Genomic DNA, 18,259 nt, shown 5'->3' with positions numbered 1-18,259 from the left:
TGCGTTTTTACATTTGATTATCTGGGTCTTCGTCGTCTTCTACAGGGCCTAGCAATAATCGCTCGCTTATATTAACTACGCCCATCAATATTGCTGTAAACGCAATAATTACGAATGTTGCAGAAAAAATAAGCGGAGTGCGGAAAGAATTATATGCAGCTTGCAGCCAAATACCTAATCCTTGACGTGATCCAAGATATTCTGCAGTAGTAGCTGCGCCAAAAACGTAGGCTGTGCTAATGCGAATTCCACCAAAAATTTGTCGAGCTGCAATCCTTAATTTTACGTGCCAAAGCGTCCAAACTCGTCCCGCTCCGCATGTGAGAGCTACATCGCTATAAAAACTTGGAACTGCATCAAGACCTCTAATTGTTTGAACAGCAATAGGGAACATGCTAAAAATAGCTACGATAACAATTTTTCCAGACATTTCGAAACCGAACCATATAAGAAATAGCGGGGCAATCGAAATAAGTGGTAACGTTTGTGCAGCACAAAGAAGTGGGAACAAAGCTGCGTGAACCAGCTTGCATACGTGAAAAAGTACGCCCAGTAAAATGCCGCTCACAATGGCAAGACTAAAACCAATAACTGTTTCTTCAATAGTTGCAAGGGTTGCAGGCCATAATTGTGGCCATACATCATAAGTTGCTTTAGCAATATCTGTAGGAGTTGGAATGGAATTTTCTGGAATTTTATAGAATTCGCAAGAAAGCTGCCAAAAAATTAGTAATGTAATAGTAGAAATTATTGTTGGCAGATAATTGTGCAGTAGTGTTTTCCAACGCGCGCGCGTCATGGAATATCGTTCCTTTCAGTATACAAGCCATAATGCTTGTTGTATCTGCTTGACTGCTGCCCCAATCAAACAATGTAAAATTTTACAAACTTTCTTGTATGAAAATATCACATAGCTAGTATGTAGTTAGCAAGCGTGTATTTTATGCGTATTTGTCTTTCGATTAGTGCATAATTTAGTCGTTTCGTGAGTCAATGTGTGGCAAACCAAAAGTTCTAATTTTTGGGGGCATTGAACGGCGCGGGCTAGGCCCTTGATACCGTTTTCTGCCAAGTTCGTGTTACATTCCCAGAAAGCGGTTATTTATTAAGAAAGCTAGGGAACTTATGATATGCGAATTATGGCGTAATGTGCGAGCTTTTTGTTTGAAATTTAATAAAAATATTATGCGTGCAATAGCAGTTTTTATAAGCTCATGCTGCATTCTGTCTTTGTGTGCGTGCGGATCAAACAATAGTAAGCAGAATAGTAAATCTGGTCTTCAAAACGTTTCGTTTATGCTTTCGTGGATACCGGATACTAATCATATTGGCATATACGTGGCAAAGCATATGGGATGGTTTAAGCAAGCTGGTTTACACGTGAATATTTTGGCTGTGTCTCAAACTGGTGCAGAGCATGCTGTTGACTCTGGTGCTGCGGATTTTGCTTTAAGTAATATTACTAGTCTTGCAGATTTCAGTACAAAAGGCACTAAATTGAAGGAAGTTTTGCAAGTTCAGCAAAAGCCTAGCGCAATTTGGTGCTCTCTTTATAAAAATACTAAAATTCATTCGCCTAAAGACTTTGATGGTAAAACTTTTGCAACCTTTGGATCTGCAGAAGGTGATGCTGTGATTCGTAGAATGATTCAGCACGATGGTGGCAAAGGTAAGTTCGATAAGGTTACTGTTGGTACTTCTACGTTCCGTACGCTTGAATCCGGAAAAGCTGATTTTGGTGGTTTTTATGGCACTTGGGAAGGTGTGCAGGCGGAAATGTATGGTCCAAAGTTGCGTTGCTTTAAGACAGCAGATTATGGAGTTCCTGGTCAGCCAGATACGATTGGTGTTATTACTAACGCAAACACAGTTAAGCGCAATCCGAAGCTTGTTCGCGCTTTTGTTAAAGCCGTTAAGCGCGGTTATGAATACGCTTACAATCATCCAGATGAAGCTGCAAACATTTTAGTAAAAGAAGCTCCTGAAGCTAATCTTGATGTGAAATTCGTTAAGCGAAGCATGAAGATGATTGTTGACGGGCAATATTGGGGTAATCGTGCAGACATAAAAAGCGGCAAGTTTGTGTTCGGCACAAGTGATGTTAAGGGCGCTCAAGAATACTTCGACTTCCTAAGTAAGGAAGGTGCGTATACGGATTCTAAAGGCAAAGTAACATATAAAACTCCTCAAGCAAAAGAATTAACTACGGACGAATTTTTGAAGTAGTTTACGCAATGACTTGAGTCTTGCTAAAATAAAGTACAGTATATGAGGGCGTATCGGGTAGTTGTATAATCCAACTTCAATCGGTACGCCCGTTTTGTTGTTGAGTTATAAGATTGGGTGTGAATTATGGCTTCGGATTTTTGGCTTATTGCTGGCCTTGGCAATCCTGGATCTAAGTACGAAGGTACTCGTCATAACATGGGGTTTATGGTTGCGGATTGTCTTGCTGAGCGTTGGTCGGTACAGTTTTCGGATCATAAAGGCCTATCTAAACTTGGCAAGGGTGTTATGAATTTAGACGGTAAGTCGGCAAAGTTTTTCCTTGCAAAACCACTTACTTTTATGAACGATTCTGGAGCTGCAGTATCTTCTATAAGTGCGTATTATCAGATTGAGCCAGATCATATTGTTGTTATTCACGACGATATGGACTTGGATTTTGGGCGCATTAAAGTAAAAGCTGGAGGTTCTGCTGGAGGCCATAACGGTATTCGCTCCATTGATCGCAGCCTTGGAACTCCTAATTATGCGCGAGTAAGAATGGGTGTTGGTCATGCTCAGCGTGGTGCTCATTCTCACGATAATACTGTTAATTGGGTTTTGGGCGGATTTGCTGGTGCACAAAAATCTGATCTTCCTAACTTTTTGGCAGATGGCGCAGATGCCGTAGAAAGTGTGATTTTCCGCGGTCTTAGTGCCACTCAGGAGCATTTTAATGGCAGATAAAGCTGATTCTGTTACGCAAAAGTCGCCAGTTTTAAAAGATTCATTAGAACAAAGTTCTTGCTCGCCTAAGTTGTGTCTTGAAAATATACTTCAAGATATTTGTAATAAAAACGATTCGTTTAAGTCTTTAGCTTTGCTCGAAGAAGATTTTTCTAATCCTCTTAACGTATACTGCCCAAATGGTGCTAGGGCGGCCGTTGCTGCACAAATGGCGGTTAAAAATACAGTTGTTTTAATAGTTCCGTCTAGTAGAGATGCTTTAGAATCACTTGAATCCATACGAGATTTTTACAATGGGAATCCTCAAGATATTGCTCAGCTAGAGGCTTGGGAAACTCTTCCGCATGAGCGTCTTTCTCCTAGAGCAGATACTGTAGCAAGTAGAATGGCGGTTTTTAGGCGATTAAAGCATGCGCAAAGTAGTAAAAATGGCAAAGATGGCGAAGATAACATGTTTGGTCCAATTCGCGTTCTTGTTATGCCTGTTCGTTCCATTATTCAGCCAGTTGTTAAAGATCTTTGTAATGTAGAGCCACTTGTTTTTGAATGTGGTAAAGAAATTCCTATTGATGTTGCTATAAAGCGTCTTGTAGAAAATTCTTATAATCGCGTAGAACTTGTTATGAACCGCGCGGAGTTTGCAGTTAGGGGCGGAATCATAGACGTTTTTCCTCCAACAATGGATCACCCTGTGCGTATTGAGTTCTTTGGAGATGAGATTGATACAATTAAGCAATTCCACGCTTTAGACCAGCGCACGTACGGAAAGAACATTAGTAGAGTATGGGCTACAGCTTGCCGAGAATTGCAGCTTACGGAGGGTATTCAAAAGAGAGCAAAGTCTTTGATTGGTAAGATTCCAAATGCGCAAGACATGTTGGAATCAATCGCAAATGCAATACCTGTAGAGGGTATGGAATCTTTGCTTCCTGCGTTGGTTGACAATATGGAGCCAGTAGAAAATCTTATTGAAAAAAACGCAATAATTTTGGTTTCGGATTTAGAAAAATGCAGACGAGCAGCTAACGATTTAGTTAAAACGGCAAACGAGTTTTTGGCTGCAAGCTGGCATGTTGCTGCATCGGGCAAAGGCGCAGGCGCTCCAATAACCTTTGATAAGGCGAGTTTTCTTGATTTTGACAGTGTTTTAGAAAATCTTGAAAACAACAATCATCAGGTAATTAACTTAAACAGTTTTGCGGCAGATAAGTCGTTAGAAACCGTTGAGGCTAAGGGAGAAATCGAAAGTAAATTCGTAAAAAATAGTTATTTAGACTTGGGTATTAAATCTCCTCAAGAATTTAGAGGAGACAACGAAAAGATTTCTGGCGGAATATCAAGTCTTATTTCTAACGGATATAAAGTGTATATTAGTGCGGCCGCTAGCGGAACATTAGCGAGATTAGTGCGAGCTGTACATGCAACTGGAATATTTGATTTTTCGCAGATTAGTTCTCGTATAGTTGATGGTTTTATAGATACGCAAAGTAAAATTGCAATTCTTAGCGAAAGAGATTTAACGGGAAAGTCTTCTTCTGCAAATGGGATTAAAACGCCAAAGCGCAGAAAAAAAGAGATTGATCTTCTAGACCTTAAGCCAGGAGATTTTGTTGTTCACGAACAGCATGGAATCGGTAAATTTATAGGCATGAGGCAGCGAATTGTAAAAACTTCAAATGGGGAAGCTACTCGCGAATATTTGGAAATTGAGTATGCTCCTAGTAAACGCAATGCTCCTGCAGATAAGCTTTTTATTCCAACAGATCAGCTTGATTTGGTTAGCAAATATATTGGTGCAGAGATTCCAAAGCTAAATAAGCTTGGAGGCGCGGACTGGGCTGCTACAAAAGAAAAAGCGCGAAAAGCTGTTCAAGAAGTTGCGCAAGACTTGATTAAACTTTATTCTGCAAGGGCGTCTAGCAGCGGATTTGCTTTTAGTGCAGACACTCCATGGCAAAAAGATCTTGAAGACGATTTTCCATATCAAGAAACTCCAGATCAGCTTACGACTATTGACGAAGTTAAACAAGATATGCAAAAGCCAATACCAATGGATAGGCTGATTTGCGGAGACGTTGGTTTTGGCAAAACTGAGATTGCTGTTCGTGCAGCATTTAAAGCGGTTCAAGACGGCAAGCAGGTGGTTGTTTTAGCGCCAACCACTCTTTTAGTTCAGCAGCATTACGAGACTTTTACTAATCGTTTTTCTGGCTTCCCTGTAACGGTTGCTGCAATGAGCCGATTCCAGAGCGCAAAAGAAATTAACGAGGCTATACAAGGCCTTGAATTAGGCAAAGTTGATGTTGTTATTGGTACGCATAAGCTTTTAAATCCAAACATAAAATTCAAGGATTTAGGTTTGGTGATTATAGACGAAGAGCAGCGTTTTGGCGTTGAGCACAAGGAGACTTTAAAGGCTTTGCGCACAAACGTAGATGTTCTTAGTCTTTCGGCAACGCCAATTCCTAGAACGCTAGAAATGGCTGTTACAGGTATTCGCGAAATGTCAACTCTTGCTACGCCTCCAGAAGACCGTTTGCCAGTCTTAACTTATGTTGGAGCTTACGAAGACGCGCAAGTGGCGGCTTGTATTAAACGCGAGTTGCTTAGAGGCGGCCAAGTGTTTTATGTGCACAATCGAGTGGAAGACATTAGCAAAGTTGCGTCTAATATTCAAAAACTTGTGCCAGAGGCTAGAGTTGCGATTGCGCACGGAAAAATGGGCGAAAAGCAGCTCGACACTATTATTCGCGATTTTTGGCACAGAGATATTGATGTTCTTGTTTGCACTACGATTATTGAAACGGGATTAGATATTTCTAACGCCAATACGCTTATTGTTGACCGTGCAGATAGGTTTGGTTTAAGTCAGCTTCACCAATTGCGCGGGCGAGTTGGCAGAGGTCGTGAGCGTGCATATGCATATTTTTTGTACGATTCAACTAAGCCAATGACTCAGCAGGCGCACGATAGACTTGCAACAATTGCACAATATACAGCTCTTGGATCTGGATTCGATGTTGCTATGAAAGATTTGGAGCTTAGAGGCACTGGAAACTTACTTGGCAATGCTCAAAGTGGCCATATTGAAGGCGTTGGATTTGATCTTTATGTTCGCATGGTTTGTGAAGCTGTTGAAAAATATAAAGAGCCAGAGCATAAGGAAACTGTTTCTACGTCTATTGACTTGCCTATAGAAGCTTCGATTCCAATAAACTATATTGATTCCGACAAATTGCGATTAGAAGCTTATAGAAAGATTGCACAGGCTCAAAATGACGATGATTTGAAGGATATTTTTGACGAGCTAAACGATAGATATGGAAATCCGCCTAAATCTTTGCAAACACTGTTTGATGTTGCTCGACTTAGATTTAAAGCCAGCAAAATGGGAATTAGTCAAATAAGTTTGCAAGGAAAATCCGTACGAGTTATAGGTTTTGACCCTGCACAATCTGTTTGGATGCGTTTGAGTAGGATTTATAAAGGTGCTCAGTTTAAGCCTGTTACGCATACAATGATTTTTCCTTCTCCTTTTGCGTCTGTTTTAGGAGATTCTTCTTCTGCCAAAGAACAAGATGTTATTGAGTTTACTAAGCAGCTTTTAGAAGATATTGATTGGTAAAATCTTTGTTTGTGCTAGTTTAAGAATTGCATATAAGTGTAAAATGCGGTGCAAATATAAGTGTAAATATTGGCTTTAAAGCTGGGCGACTTACTATGTTAAATAACGTCCATAAAACGCATTAATCTTAAATATGTTACACAACCAACAGATATAAATAAGGAGTAGTTGTGGCAGCTATTGAAAGCGTATACGCACGCGAAATTTTGGATTCTCGTGGAAATCCTACTGTTCAGGTTTATTTGGAGACCGAAGATGGCGCTCAGGGCATTGGTTTAGTGCCTTCTGGTGCTTCAACTGGTGAGGCAGAAGCTTGGGAGCGTCGCGATGGCGACAAGTCCCGCTACCAGGGCAAGGGTACTTTGGAAGCAGTTAAGGCTGTTAACGAAGTAATCGCGCCAAAGGTTATTGGCATGGATGCCAGCGATCAGCGTGCTCTTGATGAAACAATGATTGAGCTTGACGGCACTCCAAACAAGGGCAAGCTTGGCGCAAATGCTATTCTTGGTGTTTCCCTTGCTGCTCTTTATGCAGCTGCTGAGTCTGCTGAGCTTCCTTTGTACCGCTACATTGGCGGCACCAATGGCCACATTCTTCCAGTTCCAAACATGAACATTATGAACGGTGGCGCTCACGCTGATTTTGCAACCGATATTCAGGAATACATGATTTCTCCATACGGTTTTGCAACTTATAGCGATGCTTTGCGCGCTGGTGTTGAGGTTTATCACACCTTAAAGAACGTTTTGAAGAAGGAAGGCTTGGCTACTGGTCTTGGCGACGAAGGTGGCTTCGCTCCAAAGATGAAGTCCAATGAGGATTCCTTAAAGTACATTATGGATGCAATCGAAGCAGCAGGCTACGAGCCAGGCAAGCAGATTGGTATTTCCCTCGACGTTGCTTCCTCCGAGTTCTACAACAAGGAAACTGGCAAGTATCGTTTCGATGGTGAAGAGCGCGAATCTGCTTACATGCTTGATTACTACGAGAAGCTCATCAACGAATACCCAATCGTTTCCATCGAAGATCCATTCCAGGAAGAAGGCTGGGATGATTGGGCAGCAATCACCAAGCGTCTTGGTGATCGTTTGCAGTTTGTTGGCGATGATTTGCTCGTTACTAATCCAAAGCGTTTGGCTAAGGGCATTGAGCTTGGAGCAGCTAACTCCTTGCTTGTAAAGTTGAACCAGATTGGTTCCGTTACCGAGACCCTCGACGCTATTGAACTTGCAACCAAGAATGGCTTCACTTCTATGGTTTCTCACCGTTCTGGCGAGACTCCAGATACCACCATTTCTGATCTTGCTGTTGCTAAGAACACTGGCCAGATTAAGACTGGTGCTCCTGCTCGTGGTGAGCGTATTGCTAAGTACAACCGCTTGCTTGAGATTGAAGAAGAGCTTGGCTCTACTGCTCAGTACGCTGGTTACAGCGCATTCAAGGCTTGCAAGAAGTATATGAAGTAACTATACTGAGGCTTTTATAGATTCTATGTGAGTTTATTTAAGCTTTAAATCTTAGCCTATATTCGGCCAGTCGCATTTGATTGCGATTGGCCGTTTTTCGTATATTTTTGCGATTTTTTTAAAAAAATATATAAATTTTTCTAAAATTACTTTTATTCTCATCAAAATAGTGCTATTTTTTATGGAAAACTAAAAACGGAAGGAGATGTTTCATATGAGAAAAGTCGCAGTTATAGGCATGGGAAACGTTGGTGCAGCAGTAGCGCATCAACTTGTTGTTGGCGGTCATGCAGACGATTTGTATCTTTATGATACAAACGAGGCAAAGGTGAATGCTGACGCATTGGATTTTGAAGATTCAATGGATAATGTGCCATTTAACGTTAATATTACGGTTAATGATTATGAAGCATTAAAAGACGTAGATGTAATCGTAAGTGCTTTAGGAAATATCAAGCTTTTGGATGTTCCTAATCCTGATCGTTTTGCAGAGCTTAATAATAATCGCGTTCAAGTTAAAGAAGTTGGTGCCAAGATTAAGGCTTCTGGATTCCATGGTGTTTTGATTGACGTCACTAATCCTTGCGACGCCATTTGCCAGCTTTACAAAGAGTCAACTGGTCTTGATTACAAGCAGGTTATTGGAACTGGCACATTGCTTGATTCTGCGCGCTTGCATCGAGCTGTTGGCAAGTTCTTTGGCGTGCATCCAAAGGCTGTTAAGGGCTATAGCTTGGGAGAGCATGGTGATTCTCAGTTTGTTGCCTGGTCTACTGTTAAAGTCTTTGAGCAGCCTATAACAGAGCTTATTAAAGAAAAGAACATGGATTTAGACGCAATTGACGAGGAAACTCGCGAAGGCGGATTTACAGTGTTCTACGGCAAAAAGTACACAAACTACGGTATTGCTGCTGCTGCAGTTCGTCTGGTAGATGCAGTTCTTTCGGATTCTAAAGAGCAAATGCCTGTTTCTAACTATCGTGAAGAGTACCATTCTTATCTTTCTTACCCAGCAATTGTTGGTAGAGAAGGAATTGTTAAGCAATGCCAGCTTGATTTGACGCAAGAGGAGTTGCAAAAATTGCAACACTCGGCAGATACTATTTTGAGCAAAGCTCAAATGGATTAGTCTAAAGTATAAAGCTTAATAATAAATTTAAAAGTAATTGCGGTTGGCGGCTTATGCTGCTGGCCGCAATTTTATAAACGCGTGTGCGTCACGTCGAATATTTAAAGTAATTTAGAAGTATGATTTTAAGAAATCGCCGCATGACTTCAAATACAGTTGACGAATCAAATCAGTCAAAGAAAAAGAGGCTGTTTTCTGGTTCAGTTGTATTTGTTTCCATGATAGTTGTTGTATTTCTTTGCTGTATTGGTCTTATATCTACAATTCGTAATTATGCTTTAAGTTTGGCAGAATTGCATGCTTTACAAAGAGATGAAGCTGCTTTAAAAGATAAAAAACAGGCGCTTAATAACGATGTGGAACGCTGGAAAGATAAGGCGTATGTTGCGGCTCAGGCTAGGGAGAGATTGGGATTTATATTTCCAGGAGAGCAGGCCGTTAGAGTAGAACATCCAGAGGCGATTACAGGCTATGTTCCAGAATCGTTTAACAAAGATGATTCTTTGTATGAAGATAGAAAAGCATTGCCGTGGTATAGTGATTTATTCTATGCGCTTCACAAGGCAGATAAGCCAGAAGACATGAGCTTTAAGGCTAAAGAAAATGGCACTAATGGCACTAATGGCACTAGTAATAATGCGAATAGGTCTAATAAATCTAAAACTAATCATGCAAAATCTACAAATAAAAAACCCAATAATAAAAGTAGATAGAATTAAAAGTAGATAGAATTAAAAAAGAATAAAAGTTGTACGTAGAACTTAAGATTATGCAATGCATATGGAGTTGAAAATGGGTTTAAACACAAAGTTGTTGGTGGATCATTTACTAGAAAATCCTGCATCAAAAGCAGATAAAGATATTGTAAAGCGTCAATTGGGAAGATTCCCAAGAGGCATGGTTGCAGTTGGAGCTAGATGTGTTTGTGGCAGGCCTCTTGCTGTTATTACGCGTCCATGCTTAGAAGACGGAACGCCTTTCCCTACAACATGCTATTTAACAAGCCCAGAAGCTGTTAAGGCCGCTTCGCATTTAGAGGCTCAAGGTTTTATGAAGGAATGCAACGATTTGTTAAACAACAACGAGGACGTTGCTAAAAAATATGAGCAGGCTCATAAAACGTATTTGGAATTTCGTAAAGAGTTGGCTAATCGATTAAACGATAGCGAAGAGCATATTAAAAATATGAGCGCGGGAGGAATGCCAGTTCGCGTTAAATGCTTGCATGCTTTGCTGGCTCAAAGTCTTGTAATGGGTAAAGGTGTTAATCCTATTGGAGATATGGTTTTAAACAAAATATCAAGCGAGTTTAGTCCAGATATTTGTAAGTGCACTACGCCTTGGGGTGATGACGACTATTCGCAAGTTGAAAACGAAAAATATTGCAATCCTGGCCTTAAAAATGACGATTTAAAAGTGCCGTCTGGAAAGTCTGTATGCGTTGCAGCAATTGATTGCGGAACTAATTCAATTCGCTTAAAGATTGCTAAAGTTGATGCAAACGGTATGAAAGATGTTGTTCCTCGAATGCTTAGAGTTGTGCGATTAGGGCAGGGGATTGACGAAACGCATATGTTTGCAAGTGATGCTCTAGAGCGCGTAAAAGACGCTGCTAAAGAGTTTGCTAAAGTTCTTAGTGAGCACAAAGTGGACGCTATTCGTTTTGTTGCAACTTCTGCCACAAGAGATGCCTTAAACAGAGACGTGTTTGAGCAAATGATGTTTGAAGAGCTTGGCGTGCATCCAGAGGTTATTAGTGGAACCGAAGAGGCGGCTTTGAGTTTTTTGGGCGCAACAAGTGTGGTTTCTAGAAAAGATTTGCAAGCTCCGTATCTTGTTATTGATTTAGGCGGAGGCTCTACAGAGCTTGTTCTAGGCGGAGATGGCGTGAATCTTGCTGAAGATAAGGTTGATTCGGCCTATTCTATGAATATTGGTTCTGTGCGCATGACTGAACGTCATTTGCATACGGATCCGCCTACAGAAGAAGAAATATCTTGTGCAATTAAAGATATTGATAAGAATATAGACGAAGCGTTAAAACATGTTAATGCTGGCAAAGCGCGTACGATTATTGGCGTTTCGGGTACTGTTACAACTATGGCGGCTCTTGCAATTGGCTTAAAGCATTATGATCATAAGGCTGTTGATGGAGTAAAAATTGCTTTGGATCAAGCTTACACGGTTAACGATCGATTCTTGCATATGACGCGAGAGCGTAGACGCACATACGCTACGATTCACCCAGGAAGGGTTGATGTTGTTGGCGGCGGAGCTGTTGTGTTAAGTCGCGTTCTTGAGCGTCTTGCTAAGGCGGCTTATCAAGATCATGGCGGAGTGCTTGAAACTTTTGTTGCGAGTGAGCATGGATTATTAGACGGAATCACTTTAGATTTAGGCCGAAGAACACTCGCCACGCGCTGAGTTGTTTTTATTTGATTTATATGGCATAATTAGTGTCTGTTGCCTCCGTGGCGGAATTGGCATACGCATCAGACTTAAAATCTGACGCCCTTACGGGCTTGTGGGTTCGAGTCCCACCAGAGGCACAAATCTTACGCTGCGAAATTATTTTTTCCATAATTTGTGTTAATTCTTTGTTGCAAATCGTAAATCTTTTGGCTAAATGCTTATTTTTCAACAAAAAATATTTGTATACGGGCTTGCGTTAATTGAGAATCGTACTAATCTATACCATTAATTGCAATAAAAGCAATCAAAAAAAGTACAAGTAATTGCAAATAGGAAAAGAGACATAATGGCCGATTTAGAAGTCGCTCCAGAGTTTAAGGATGCCTACGATTCTTACGATCATAGTGATCCTGCTCTGTTAAACAAATTAGCTGGCAACTTTACCGTTTTGCCTAATGATAATCCAGTTTCTAGCGCTAAGCGAGCTGAGCTTATTGATAAGCCAGCATTTGGCCAAATTTTCTCCGACAATATGGTTCATATGTCTTGGACCAAGGGAGAAGGTTGGTCCGATAGGCGTGTTGAGCCTTACGGCCCGTTAAAAATGGATCCAGGCGCATCCGTTCTTCATTACGCGCAAGAATGCTTTGAAGGCTTAAAGGCATATAAGCGCGCCGATGGTTCTGTTTGGCTTTTCCGCCCAGATATTAACGCTGCACGATTCCAAAATTCTGCTAAGCGCTTGTACTTGCCAGATCTTTCTATTGACGATTTTATTGGTTCTGTTGCTGCTTTAGTTAAGCGCGATAAAGAGTGGGTGCCAAGCAGGCGTGAGTACACTCTTTACATGCGTCCATTTATGTTTGCTTCCGAGCCGTTCCTTGGAGTTCGCGAGGCGCACGAGGTTGAGTATTGCGTAATTGCTTCTCCTTCTGGCCCATACTTTAAGGGAGGCTTAAAGCCAGTTAGCATTTGGGTAGAAGATCAGTGGTTCCGTACTGGCCCTGGTGGTACTGGTTTTGCTAAGTGTGGCGGAAACTATGCTGCATCATTGCTTGGCGAATACAAGGGTATTGAGCACGGATGCGAGCAAGTTTGCTTTGTGGATGCTGCAACTAAGACTTATTTGGAAGAGCTTGGCGGCATGAATATGTTTGCTCTGCACAAAGACGGTCATTTGGAAACTCCATCTTTAACTGGCAGCATTCTTCCAGGCGTTACTCGTCGTTCTATTATTCAGCTTGCAAAAGAAAAGGGTCATGATGTTGTTGAAACTATGATTCCGCTTCAAGGCTTGCTTGACGATATTCGCTCTGGCGAAGTTACCGAAGTTCTTGCTTGCGGAACTGCTGCAATCATTACGCCAATTGGCAGATTTAAGTCGGAAGACTTTGATCTTAAAGTTGCAGACGGCGGCGTTGGCTCTCTTACTCAAGAGCTTCGTGATGAGCTTCTTGGAATTCAGCTTGGAGATGTTGAAGACACTCACAACTGGATGTGGAAGGTATGCGACTAGTCGAAAGTGGCTTAAATTAAGCTAACTAAGGTTTAGTTAATTAGCGCGTCACGTTTTGTGTTTAAGTGTGTTTAATCATGCTTAAACATATTGTGTGGCGCGCTAATTGTATGCTTATTAGTTGTATATGGCTATAAACAGTTATAGATTAGACAGTTGTAAATTGCCGCTCAAATGTGTTTAGGCGATTTTGTAGCTTTGGAAAGGAAATATTGTGGAAGGGGCATTAGGAGACAACATTTTCTTCCTTGTTGTTGAATACATAGCTATGGGCTGCTGTGGAATGGTTGGCGGAATGTGGGCTATTCGCAAGAACTACGATATTTTTGCAATAATCACAACGTCTTGGCTTACAGCATTGGGTGGCGGAATTGTTAGAGACGTTTTGCTTGGTGCTTTGCCGCCTGTAGGAATTGCGGATAGGGGATTTGTTTTTACGGGGCTTGCTTCGGGTGTTATTGTTGCTTTTGCTCATCTAGAAATCGATGAGTGGAAGTGGTTTATGCTAACGTTGGACGCTTTGGCGTTGGGACTTTTTGCTGTAAATGGCACTGCCAAAGGTTTGGATTTTCACATGTCTGGAATGGCGTCTGTGTTTTTGGGCATGGCTACAGCTCTTGGTGGCGGTTTAATTCGAGATATGGTTTTAAATCAAGTTCCTGTAATTGTTCGAGATAAGCATTGGTATGCGTTTCCTGCGGGCGTTGGGTGTGTTTTAACGGTGTTTGTTGTAAAAGCGCAGCGTGCAGGCTATTTTGACGTTATTACAGAGATGATTTTAGACACGCTTATTGTTGTGCTTGTAGTCACAATGCGATTGATGTCTGTTAAGTTTGATTTAACGCTTTTTGGTGCGGCAAATCGCAAATCGCCATTAAAAATAAGTAAATATCGCAGACATAATGCATATAGCCGTAAAATTTCCGATAAATCTATAAAAAATGCAGAAAAAAATAATCAAAATAACTAGAAAATATGTCCTAATCTGAATAAATATCGATTAGTGTTTAGACTTTGTCTTTGCCTATCTTAATAATAAAACACATCGACCAGAGGTCGCGCTCAACAAGAGTAGCAATCATTAGCCAGAAAGAGGCGTTAAGTGATTGCAAAAGGGGAGAGCGCCGAAGTTTGTAGGTTATTCTTTCTAGCTTACAAGCTGGGACTTGGCTTAATAGGCCAAGGACTGTCGCAGCAATTTTGGCAATTTGCTGCGGAGTGCTATCGACATGCATACTGTTGCTTGTTTGCCTCTGTTTGAATATTGTCAAAAGGAGGAAACAATGAGTAACAACAGTTCATCAACTACTGAATCTCAAACCGTGCATCGCGGTTTAAAAACACGCCACATTTCCATGATTGCTTTGGGTGGAAGCATTGGAACAGGCTTATTTGTAGCTAGCGGCGCAACAATCCACATGGCAGGCCCAGGCGGTGCACTTTTAGCGTATGCTGCAATCGGCATTATGGTGTATTTTCTTATGACATCTCTAGGCGAGATGGCAACTTATATGCCAATTAGCGGATCTTTTGCATCTTATTCTGGAAAGTTTATTGACCCAGCTTTAGGATTTGCAATGGGTTGGAATTATTGGTTTAACTGGGCGATCACGGTTGCCGTAGATATAAGCACGGCAGCAATTGTTTTGCAATATTGGCTTCCTAATGTGCCAATCTGGATATTTTCTCTAACAGTTCTTGTTATTATTCTTTTGATTAACATTCTTACTGTTAAGTGCTTTGGAGAAACCGAGTATTGGCTTTCGATTATTAAAGTTGTAACCGTTATTATATTCCTGGCTATTGGTTTGCTTACGATTGTTGGAATTTTAGGCGGAAAAGCACCATTGCTAAGCAACTTTACGCATAAGAATGCTCCATTTGCTGGCGGAATTCCTGCTGTTTTAGGCGCATTTGCTATTGCAGGCTTCTCGTTCCAGGGAACAGAGCTTATTGGCATTACAGCAGGCGAATCAGCAACACCAGATAAGAGCATTCCAAAGGCTGTAAAGCAAGTGTTCTGGCGCATTGTTTTGTTCTACATTCTTGCAATCTTTGTAATCGCATGCATTATTCCATACACAAGCCCAAGCTTGCTTGGATCGGAAGCTAGCGATATTTCTATAAGCCCATTCACTCTTGTGTTCCAGCGCGCAGGACTGGCAGTTGCAGCAACAATTATGAATGCTGTTGTGCTTACATCTGTTATTTCGGCAGCCAACTCTGGAATGTACGCATCTACTAGAATGCTTTACGCTCTTGCAAAAGATAATCACGCTCCAAAGGTGTTTGGAAACGTAGATAGAAGAGGCGTTCCAGTGCAATCTTTGGTTGCAACGTTTGTTGTAGCTCTTTTAACATTCTTAATGAGTATTTTTGGAACGCAAATTTACATGTTCTTAGTGGCTGCAAGTGGTTTGACTGGATTCATTGCCTGGGCAGGAATCGCAGCTGCACACTACAGGTTCCGCAAGGCGTATATTGCGCAAGGAAAGTCTTTGGATGATCTTGTTTATAAAGCTAAGTGGTATCCGTTTGGTCCGATTGTGGCTCTTGTGTTGTGCATTTTGGTTATTGTTGGCCAAGATCTTGAATCGTTCCACACACTTAATTGGCAGGCAATTGGCATAACCTATATGTCTGTACCGCTGTTCATTGTGCTTTATGTGGGATACAAGATTAAGTACCACACCAAGGTTATTCCGTTAGATCAAGTTGATTTAACAAAGTGATTAGAATATAAAAAATGCGCTCAGTGATTTGCTGAGCGCATTTTTTATATTGAATTAGCAGAGGTATTAATTAGATCCATTGCCGCTAGGTGGGTTACCGTTAGGTGGGTTGCCGCTAGGTGGGTTACCGTTAGGTGGGTTACCGTTAGGTGGGTTACCGCTAGGTGGGTTACCGTTAGGTGGGTTACCGTTAGGTGGGTTACCGTTAGGTGGGTTACCGTTAGGTGGGTTACCGCTAGGTGGCTGATTCTGGTTTTGTTGGTTTTGTTGGTTCTGTTGGTTCTGCTTCTTTTCTTCTTCTGCTTTCTTCTTTGCAGCTTTCTCTAACTCTTCCAGAATCTCTTTCTTGAGCTTTTCTTTTGCTTCCTCGTCTGCTTTCTTCTTCTTTGCAGCAGCTTCCTCGTCTGCTTTCTTCTTAGCAGCAGCGTCCTCTTGAGCCTTCTTCTTTGCTTTTTCTACATCGTCAGGAGGAATGTTAGGAATATTAAGCTTTGGCCTACGGTTTATTCTAGGAGCCTTACGAATAACAGGAGCAGTAATTTTTTGCAGCTGCTTTTGAGCTTCTTCGTCTTTCTTCTTTGCTTCTTGAGAAGCTTCATCGCTTGCAGCTTTGTCTATCATAATAGATGTTATGCTGCGAATGCGTTGAGCGTTATCGGAATACCATTGCGTAGCAGCAATAGCCTGAGCGCTTTGCGAGCCTAAAGCTTCTGGAGAATTTGCATTGCAAACAACTGTTTCTGGTATGCGCAGCTTCATAAGCTTGCTCAACAACTTGCCGTTTTCGGAATCTTCTTTAGCAAAAGATACAAGCAGAGAATTTTTAATAAGCTTTTTCCAAGACTGGTTTGCTTTAGTTACTTGTGCAACCTGAACTTCGCACTGCTTGCGAGCCTCTTTTACGCGTGCATTATGCTGAATATTCCAACATACAGCGCCTACGCAAAGAACCAGCGCAAGAACTACAACGCCAGTTATAAGAATTATCATCTTCTTTTTGTTGCCATGGTTAATGGCTTTGGAGATGTTTTCTAACATATTCATCCTCTGTTTTTCAATATTTGCCAAGATTTGCTTTGTGCAAACGACACTTATAGTCTACGCCAAACTAAGTACGTAATGCCTTGGAACTTATAGGTTTTTGAGCGTTTGAGTTAGCTTTAACGCAAAACTTTTGTAAAACAAAAAACCACCAGGATTACTGGTGGTTTATCTTGCTCCTGCGGCTGGGCTTGAACCAGCGACCATTCGATTAACAGTCGAACGCTCTGCCAACTGAGCTACGCAGGAATATTTTCCATGCTTGGCTTTGTGCCGTGCACAAGACATTTATATTACACGGAATTTGTGGATATGCAAATATGAGTCGATTTGGGCGTGTCGAAAATCGCTAACGCTGAAATATTGGGAAATATTGGGGAAATATCAGGGATTTATAGCCTTTAACCACATTGTTAAAAAAATCTTTACTAAAAAAGAATCGTGTGAAACACTTTTAAAAAAATAATAAATGGAAAGTAAATAAAATCAATAAAACCCTTAAAATACGCCATTTTTATTAACTATAAACAAAAAGGAGAGCAGTAATGTGGAAAATATTTAACATAAAAGTTATTAATAAAAAACACGCAAAAATCAGAAAACAAATTAAAAAAATAAAAACATATGTTTTTAAGCATAAAATACTTTTTGCGTACGCACTAGCGTTTTTTGCGTTGATTGCATTTGTTTCATTAATCCAGGTTTTAGAAGATTCAAATGTGAGTAAAAAGCTTGAATACGAATATGTTCAATCAAATAAGCCAGATTCTTATAAGCAGTCCGCAAATATCTGCACGAATAATAATAAAACGCTTATTTTAGCTGCAAGCAAAATCGAAGAGATAAAAGAGCTAGAGTATTGCAAATCTAGGATGATATATCCAGTAAAAGAAGCGAATATTATTAAAGATTTTGATAAAGATTTTGACGGTCCTACTAAGCCTTGGATTGCAGGACACAGAGGTGTTGATTTACAAGCTTTAGAAGGCACAGAGCTCCGCGCTCCAGCAGATGGGATAATCGCCTTTGCGGGGCTGGTTGCTGGAAAATCTGTTGTAACAATAAGCCATGGTGTTTTAACATCTACTTTTGAGCCAGCGTATACGGATTTACCTGTTGGGTCAGTTGTTAAAAAAGGGCAGAATTTTGCCTACGTAACAGTTGGATCGGATCATTGCGATAATCTTTGCGTTCAATGGGGATTAAAACGAAGAAACAAAACATACGCAAACCCTAGAAAGATGGTTCAAAAACAAAAAATAGTTTTAAAACCAAAAGAAGATTTAAACGTAAAGTAGTAAAATGCGTATCGTATAGTGTATGTAGATTCTTGAATAAACACTAAGAGTCATTAATTAAACGAGTATACGCACTTTAAGGAGCAAC

At 40.8% G+C, this 18,259-nt stretch carries 13 protein-coding genes, 2 tRNA genes and 1 riboswitch; of the genes, 12 read left to right on the top strand and 3 right to left on the bottom strand.

Annotated elements, in window-relative coordinates; genetic code table 11:
• Window positions 1-7 precede the first annotated feature (7 nt).
• Window positions 8-799 carry an ABC transporter permease gene (locus QP420_RS02395; RefSeq protein WP_060786537.1) on the bottom strand — a complete coding sequence of 264 codons (792 nt, stop codon included), beginning with the start codon at window positions 797-799 and terminating at the stop codon, window positions 8-10.
• 386 nt (window positions 800-1,185) lie between these two features.
• On the opposite strand from QP420_RS02395, the gene QP420_RS02390 reads away from it, so the two are divergent.
• The 11 genes from QP420_RS02390 to QP420_RS02340 all read left to right on the top strand — a co-directional run bounded on the left by QP420_RS02390 (window position 1,186) and on the right by QP420_RS02340 (window position 15,832).
• Window positions 1,186-2,226: an ABC transporter substrate-binding protein gene (locus tag QP420_RS02390; protein WP_415688743.1), complete on the top strand. Its 1,041-nt coding sequence runs from the start codon at window positions 1,186-1,188 to the stop codon at window positions 2,224-2,226.
• Window positions 2,227-2,352: 126 nt separating this feature from the next.
• Window positions 2,353-2,952, top strand: coding sequence for an aminoacyl-tRNA hydrolase (pth, locus tag QP420_RS02385; protein WP_060786538.1), 600 nt, complete (start codon window positions 2,353-2,355; stop codon window positions 2,950-2,952).
• Window positions 2,942-6,577, top strand: coding sequence for a transcription-repair coupling factor (mfd, locus tag QP420_RS02380; protein WP_060786539.1), 3,636 nt, complete (start codon window positions 2,942-2,944; stop codon window positions 6,575-6,577). Before pth ends, mfd begins: the two co-directional genes overlap by 11 nt.
• A gap of 170 nt (window positions 6,578-6,747) precedes the next feature.
• Window positions 6,748-8,043, top strand: coding sequence for a phosphopyruvate hydratase (gene eno, locus QP420_RS02375; protein WP_004111823.1), 1,296 nt, complete (start codon window positions 6,748-6,750; stop codon window positions 8,041-8,043).
• A 214-nt stretch (window positions 8,044-8,257) separates the two neighbouring features.
• Window positions 8,258-9,172 carry an L-lactate dehydrogenase gene (locus QP420_RS02370; RefSeq protein WP_060786540.1) on the top strand — a complete coding sequence of 305 codons (915 nt, stop codon included), beginning with the start codon at window positions 8,258-8,260 and terminating at the stop codon, window positions 9,170-9,172.
• Between the two features lie 119 nt (window positions 9,173-9,291).
• Window positions 9,292-9,885, top strand: coding sequence for an FtsB family cell division protein (locus QP420_RS02365; RefSeq protein WP_060786541.1), 594 nt, complete (start codon window positions 9,292-9,294; stop codon window positions 9,883-9,885).
• 79 nt (window positions 9,886-9,964) lie between these two features.
• Window positions 9,965-11,596 carry a DUF501 domain-containing protein gene (locus QP420_RS02360; protein WP_415695810.1) on the top strand — a complete coding sequence of 544 codons (1,632 nt, stop codon included), beginning with the start codon at window positions 9,965-9,967 and terminating at the stop codon, window positions 11,594-11,596.
• 41 nt (window positions 11,597-11,637) lie between these two features.
• Window positions 11,638-11,721, top strand: a tRNA-Leu gene (locus QP420_RS02355).
• A 209-nt stretch (window positions 11,722-11,930) separates the two neighbouring features.
• Window positions 11,931-13,100, top strand: coding sequence for a branched-chain amino acid aminotransferase (locus QP420_RS02350; RefSeq protein ID WP_060786543.1), 1,170 nt, complete (start codon window positions 11,931-11,933; stop codon window positions 13,098-13,100).
• Window positions 13,101-13,314: 214 nt separating this feature from the next.
• The gene (locus QP420_RS02345; protein ID WP_060786544.1) at window positions 13,315-14,070 is read left to right on the top strand and encodes a trimeric intracellular cation channel family protein; all 756 of its coding nucleotides are present in this window, start codon (window positions 13,315-13,317) and stop codon (window positions 14,068-14,070) included.
• Between the two features lie 71 nt (window positions 14,071-14,141).
• A riboswitch (Lysine riboswitch) is annotated at window positions 14,142-14,332 on the top strand.
• 51 nt (window positions 14,333-14,383) lie between these two features.
• Window positions 14,384-15,832: an amino acid permease gene (locus QP420_RS02340; protein WP_060786545.1), complete on the top strand. Its 1,449-nt coding sequence runs from the start codon at window positions 14,384-14,386 to the stop codon at window positions 15,830-15,832.
• Between the two features lie 66 nt (window positions 15,833-15,898).
• Here the strand turns inward: QP420_RS02340 and QP420_RS02335 are convergent, their stop codons facing one another.
• Together QP420_RS02335 and QP420_RS02330 are read right to left on the bottom strand one after the other, a co-directional pair.
• Window positions 15,899-16,870 carry a hypothetical protein gene (locus tag QP420_RS02335; RefSeq protein ID WP_481616440.1) on the bottom strand — a complete coding sequence of 324 codons (972 nt, stop codon included), beginning with the start codon at window positions 16,868-16,870 and terminating at the stop codon, window positions 15,899-15,901.
• Between the two features lie 179 nt (window positions 16,871-17,049).
• Window positions 17,050-17,122 (bottom strand) — tRNA-Asn (locus tag QP420_RS02330).
• 296 nt (window positions 17,123-17,418) lie between these two features.
• Here QP420_RS02330 and QP420_RS02325 point away from each other — a divergent pair.
• A complete protein-coding gene (locus tag QP420_RS02325; RefSeq protein ID WP_481616439.1) occupies window positions 17,419-18,171 on the top strand; it encodes a M23 family metallopeptidase in 753 nt (250 codons plus the stop codon).
• Window positions 18,172-18,259 lie beyond the last annotated feature (88 nt).

Origin of the sequence: Bifidobacterium sp. UMB1197 (assembly GCF_030217745.1) — a bacterium.
Lineage (GTDB): Bacteria > Actinomycetota > Actinomycetes > Actinomycetales > Bifidobacteriaceae > Bifidobacterium > Bifidobacterium vaginale_B.
Note: the sequence above shows the minus strand (reverse complement) of the source record. Positions and strands in the feature narration are given on the sequence as shown.

What these genes read in the sequence shown, in the direction of transcription:
- QP420_RS02370 (WP_060786540.1), top strand. Translation starts at nt 8,258, where the DNA reads ATGAGAAAAGTCGCAGTTATAGGCATGGGAAACGTTGGTGCAGCAGTA.
- QP420_RS02335 (WP_481616440.1), bottom strand. Translation starts at nt 16,870, where the DNA reads ATGTTAGAAAACATCTCCAAAGCCATTAACCATGGCAACAAAAAGAAG.
- mfd (WP_060786539.1), top strand. Translation starts at nt 2,942, where the DNA reads ATGGCAGATAAAGCTGATTCTGTTACGCAAAAGTCGCCAGTTTTAAAA.
- QP420_RS02390 (WP_415688743.1), top strand. Translation starts at nt 1,186, where the DNA reads ATGCGTGCAATAGCAGTTTTTATAAGCTCATGCTGCATTCTGTCTTTG.
- QP420_RS02360 (WP_415695810.1), top strand. Translation starts at nt 9,965, where the DNA reads ATGGGTTTAAACACAAAGTTGTTGGTGGATCATTTACTAGAAAATCCT.
- QP420_RS02350 (WP_060786543.1), top strand. Translation starts at nt 11,931, where the DNA reads ATGGCCGATTTAGAAGTCGCTCCAGAGTTTAAGGATGCCTACGATTCT.
- pth (WP_060786538.1), top strand. Translation starts at nt 2,353, where the DNA reads ATGGCTTCGGATTTTTGGCTTATTGCTGGCCTTGGCAATCCTGGATCT.
- QP420_RS02325 (WP_481616439.1), top strand. Translation starts at nt 17,419, where the DNA reads ATGTGGAAAATATTTAACATAAAAGTTATTAATAAAAAACACGCAAAA.
- QP420_RS02395 (WP_060786537.1), bottom strand. Translation starts at nt 799, where the DNA reads ATGACGCGCGCGCGTTGGAAAACACTACTGCACAATTATCTGCCAACA.
- QP420_RS02365 (WP_060786541.1), top strand. Translation starts at nt 9,292, where the DNA reads ATGATTTTAAGAAATCGCCGCATGACTTCAAATACAGTTGACGAATCA.
- QP420_RS02340 (WP_060786545.1), top strand. Translation starts at nt 14,384, where the DNA reads ATGAGTAACAACAGTTCATCAACTACTGAATCTCAAACCGTGCATCGC.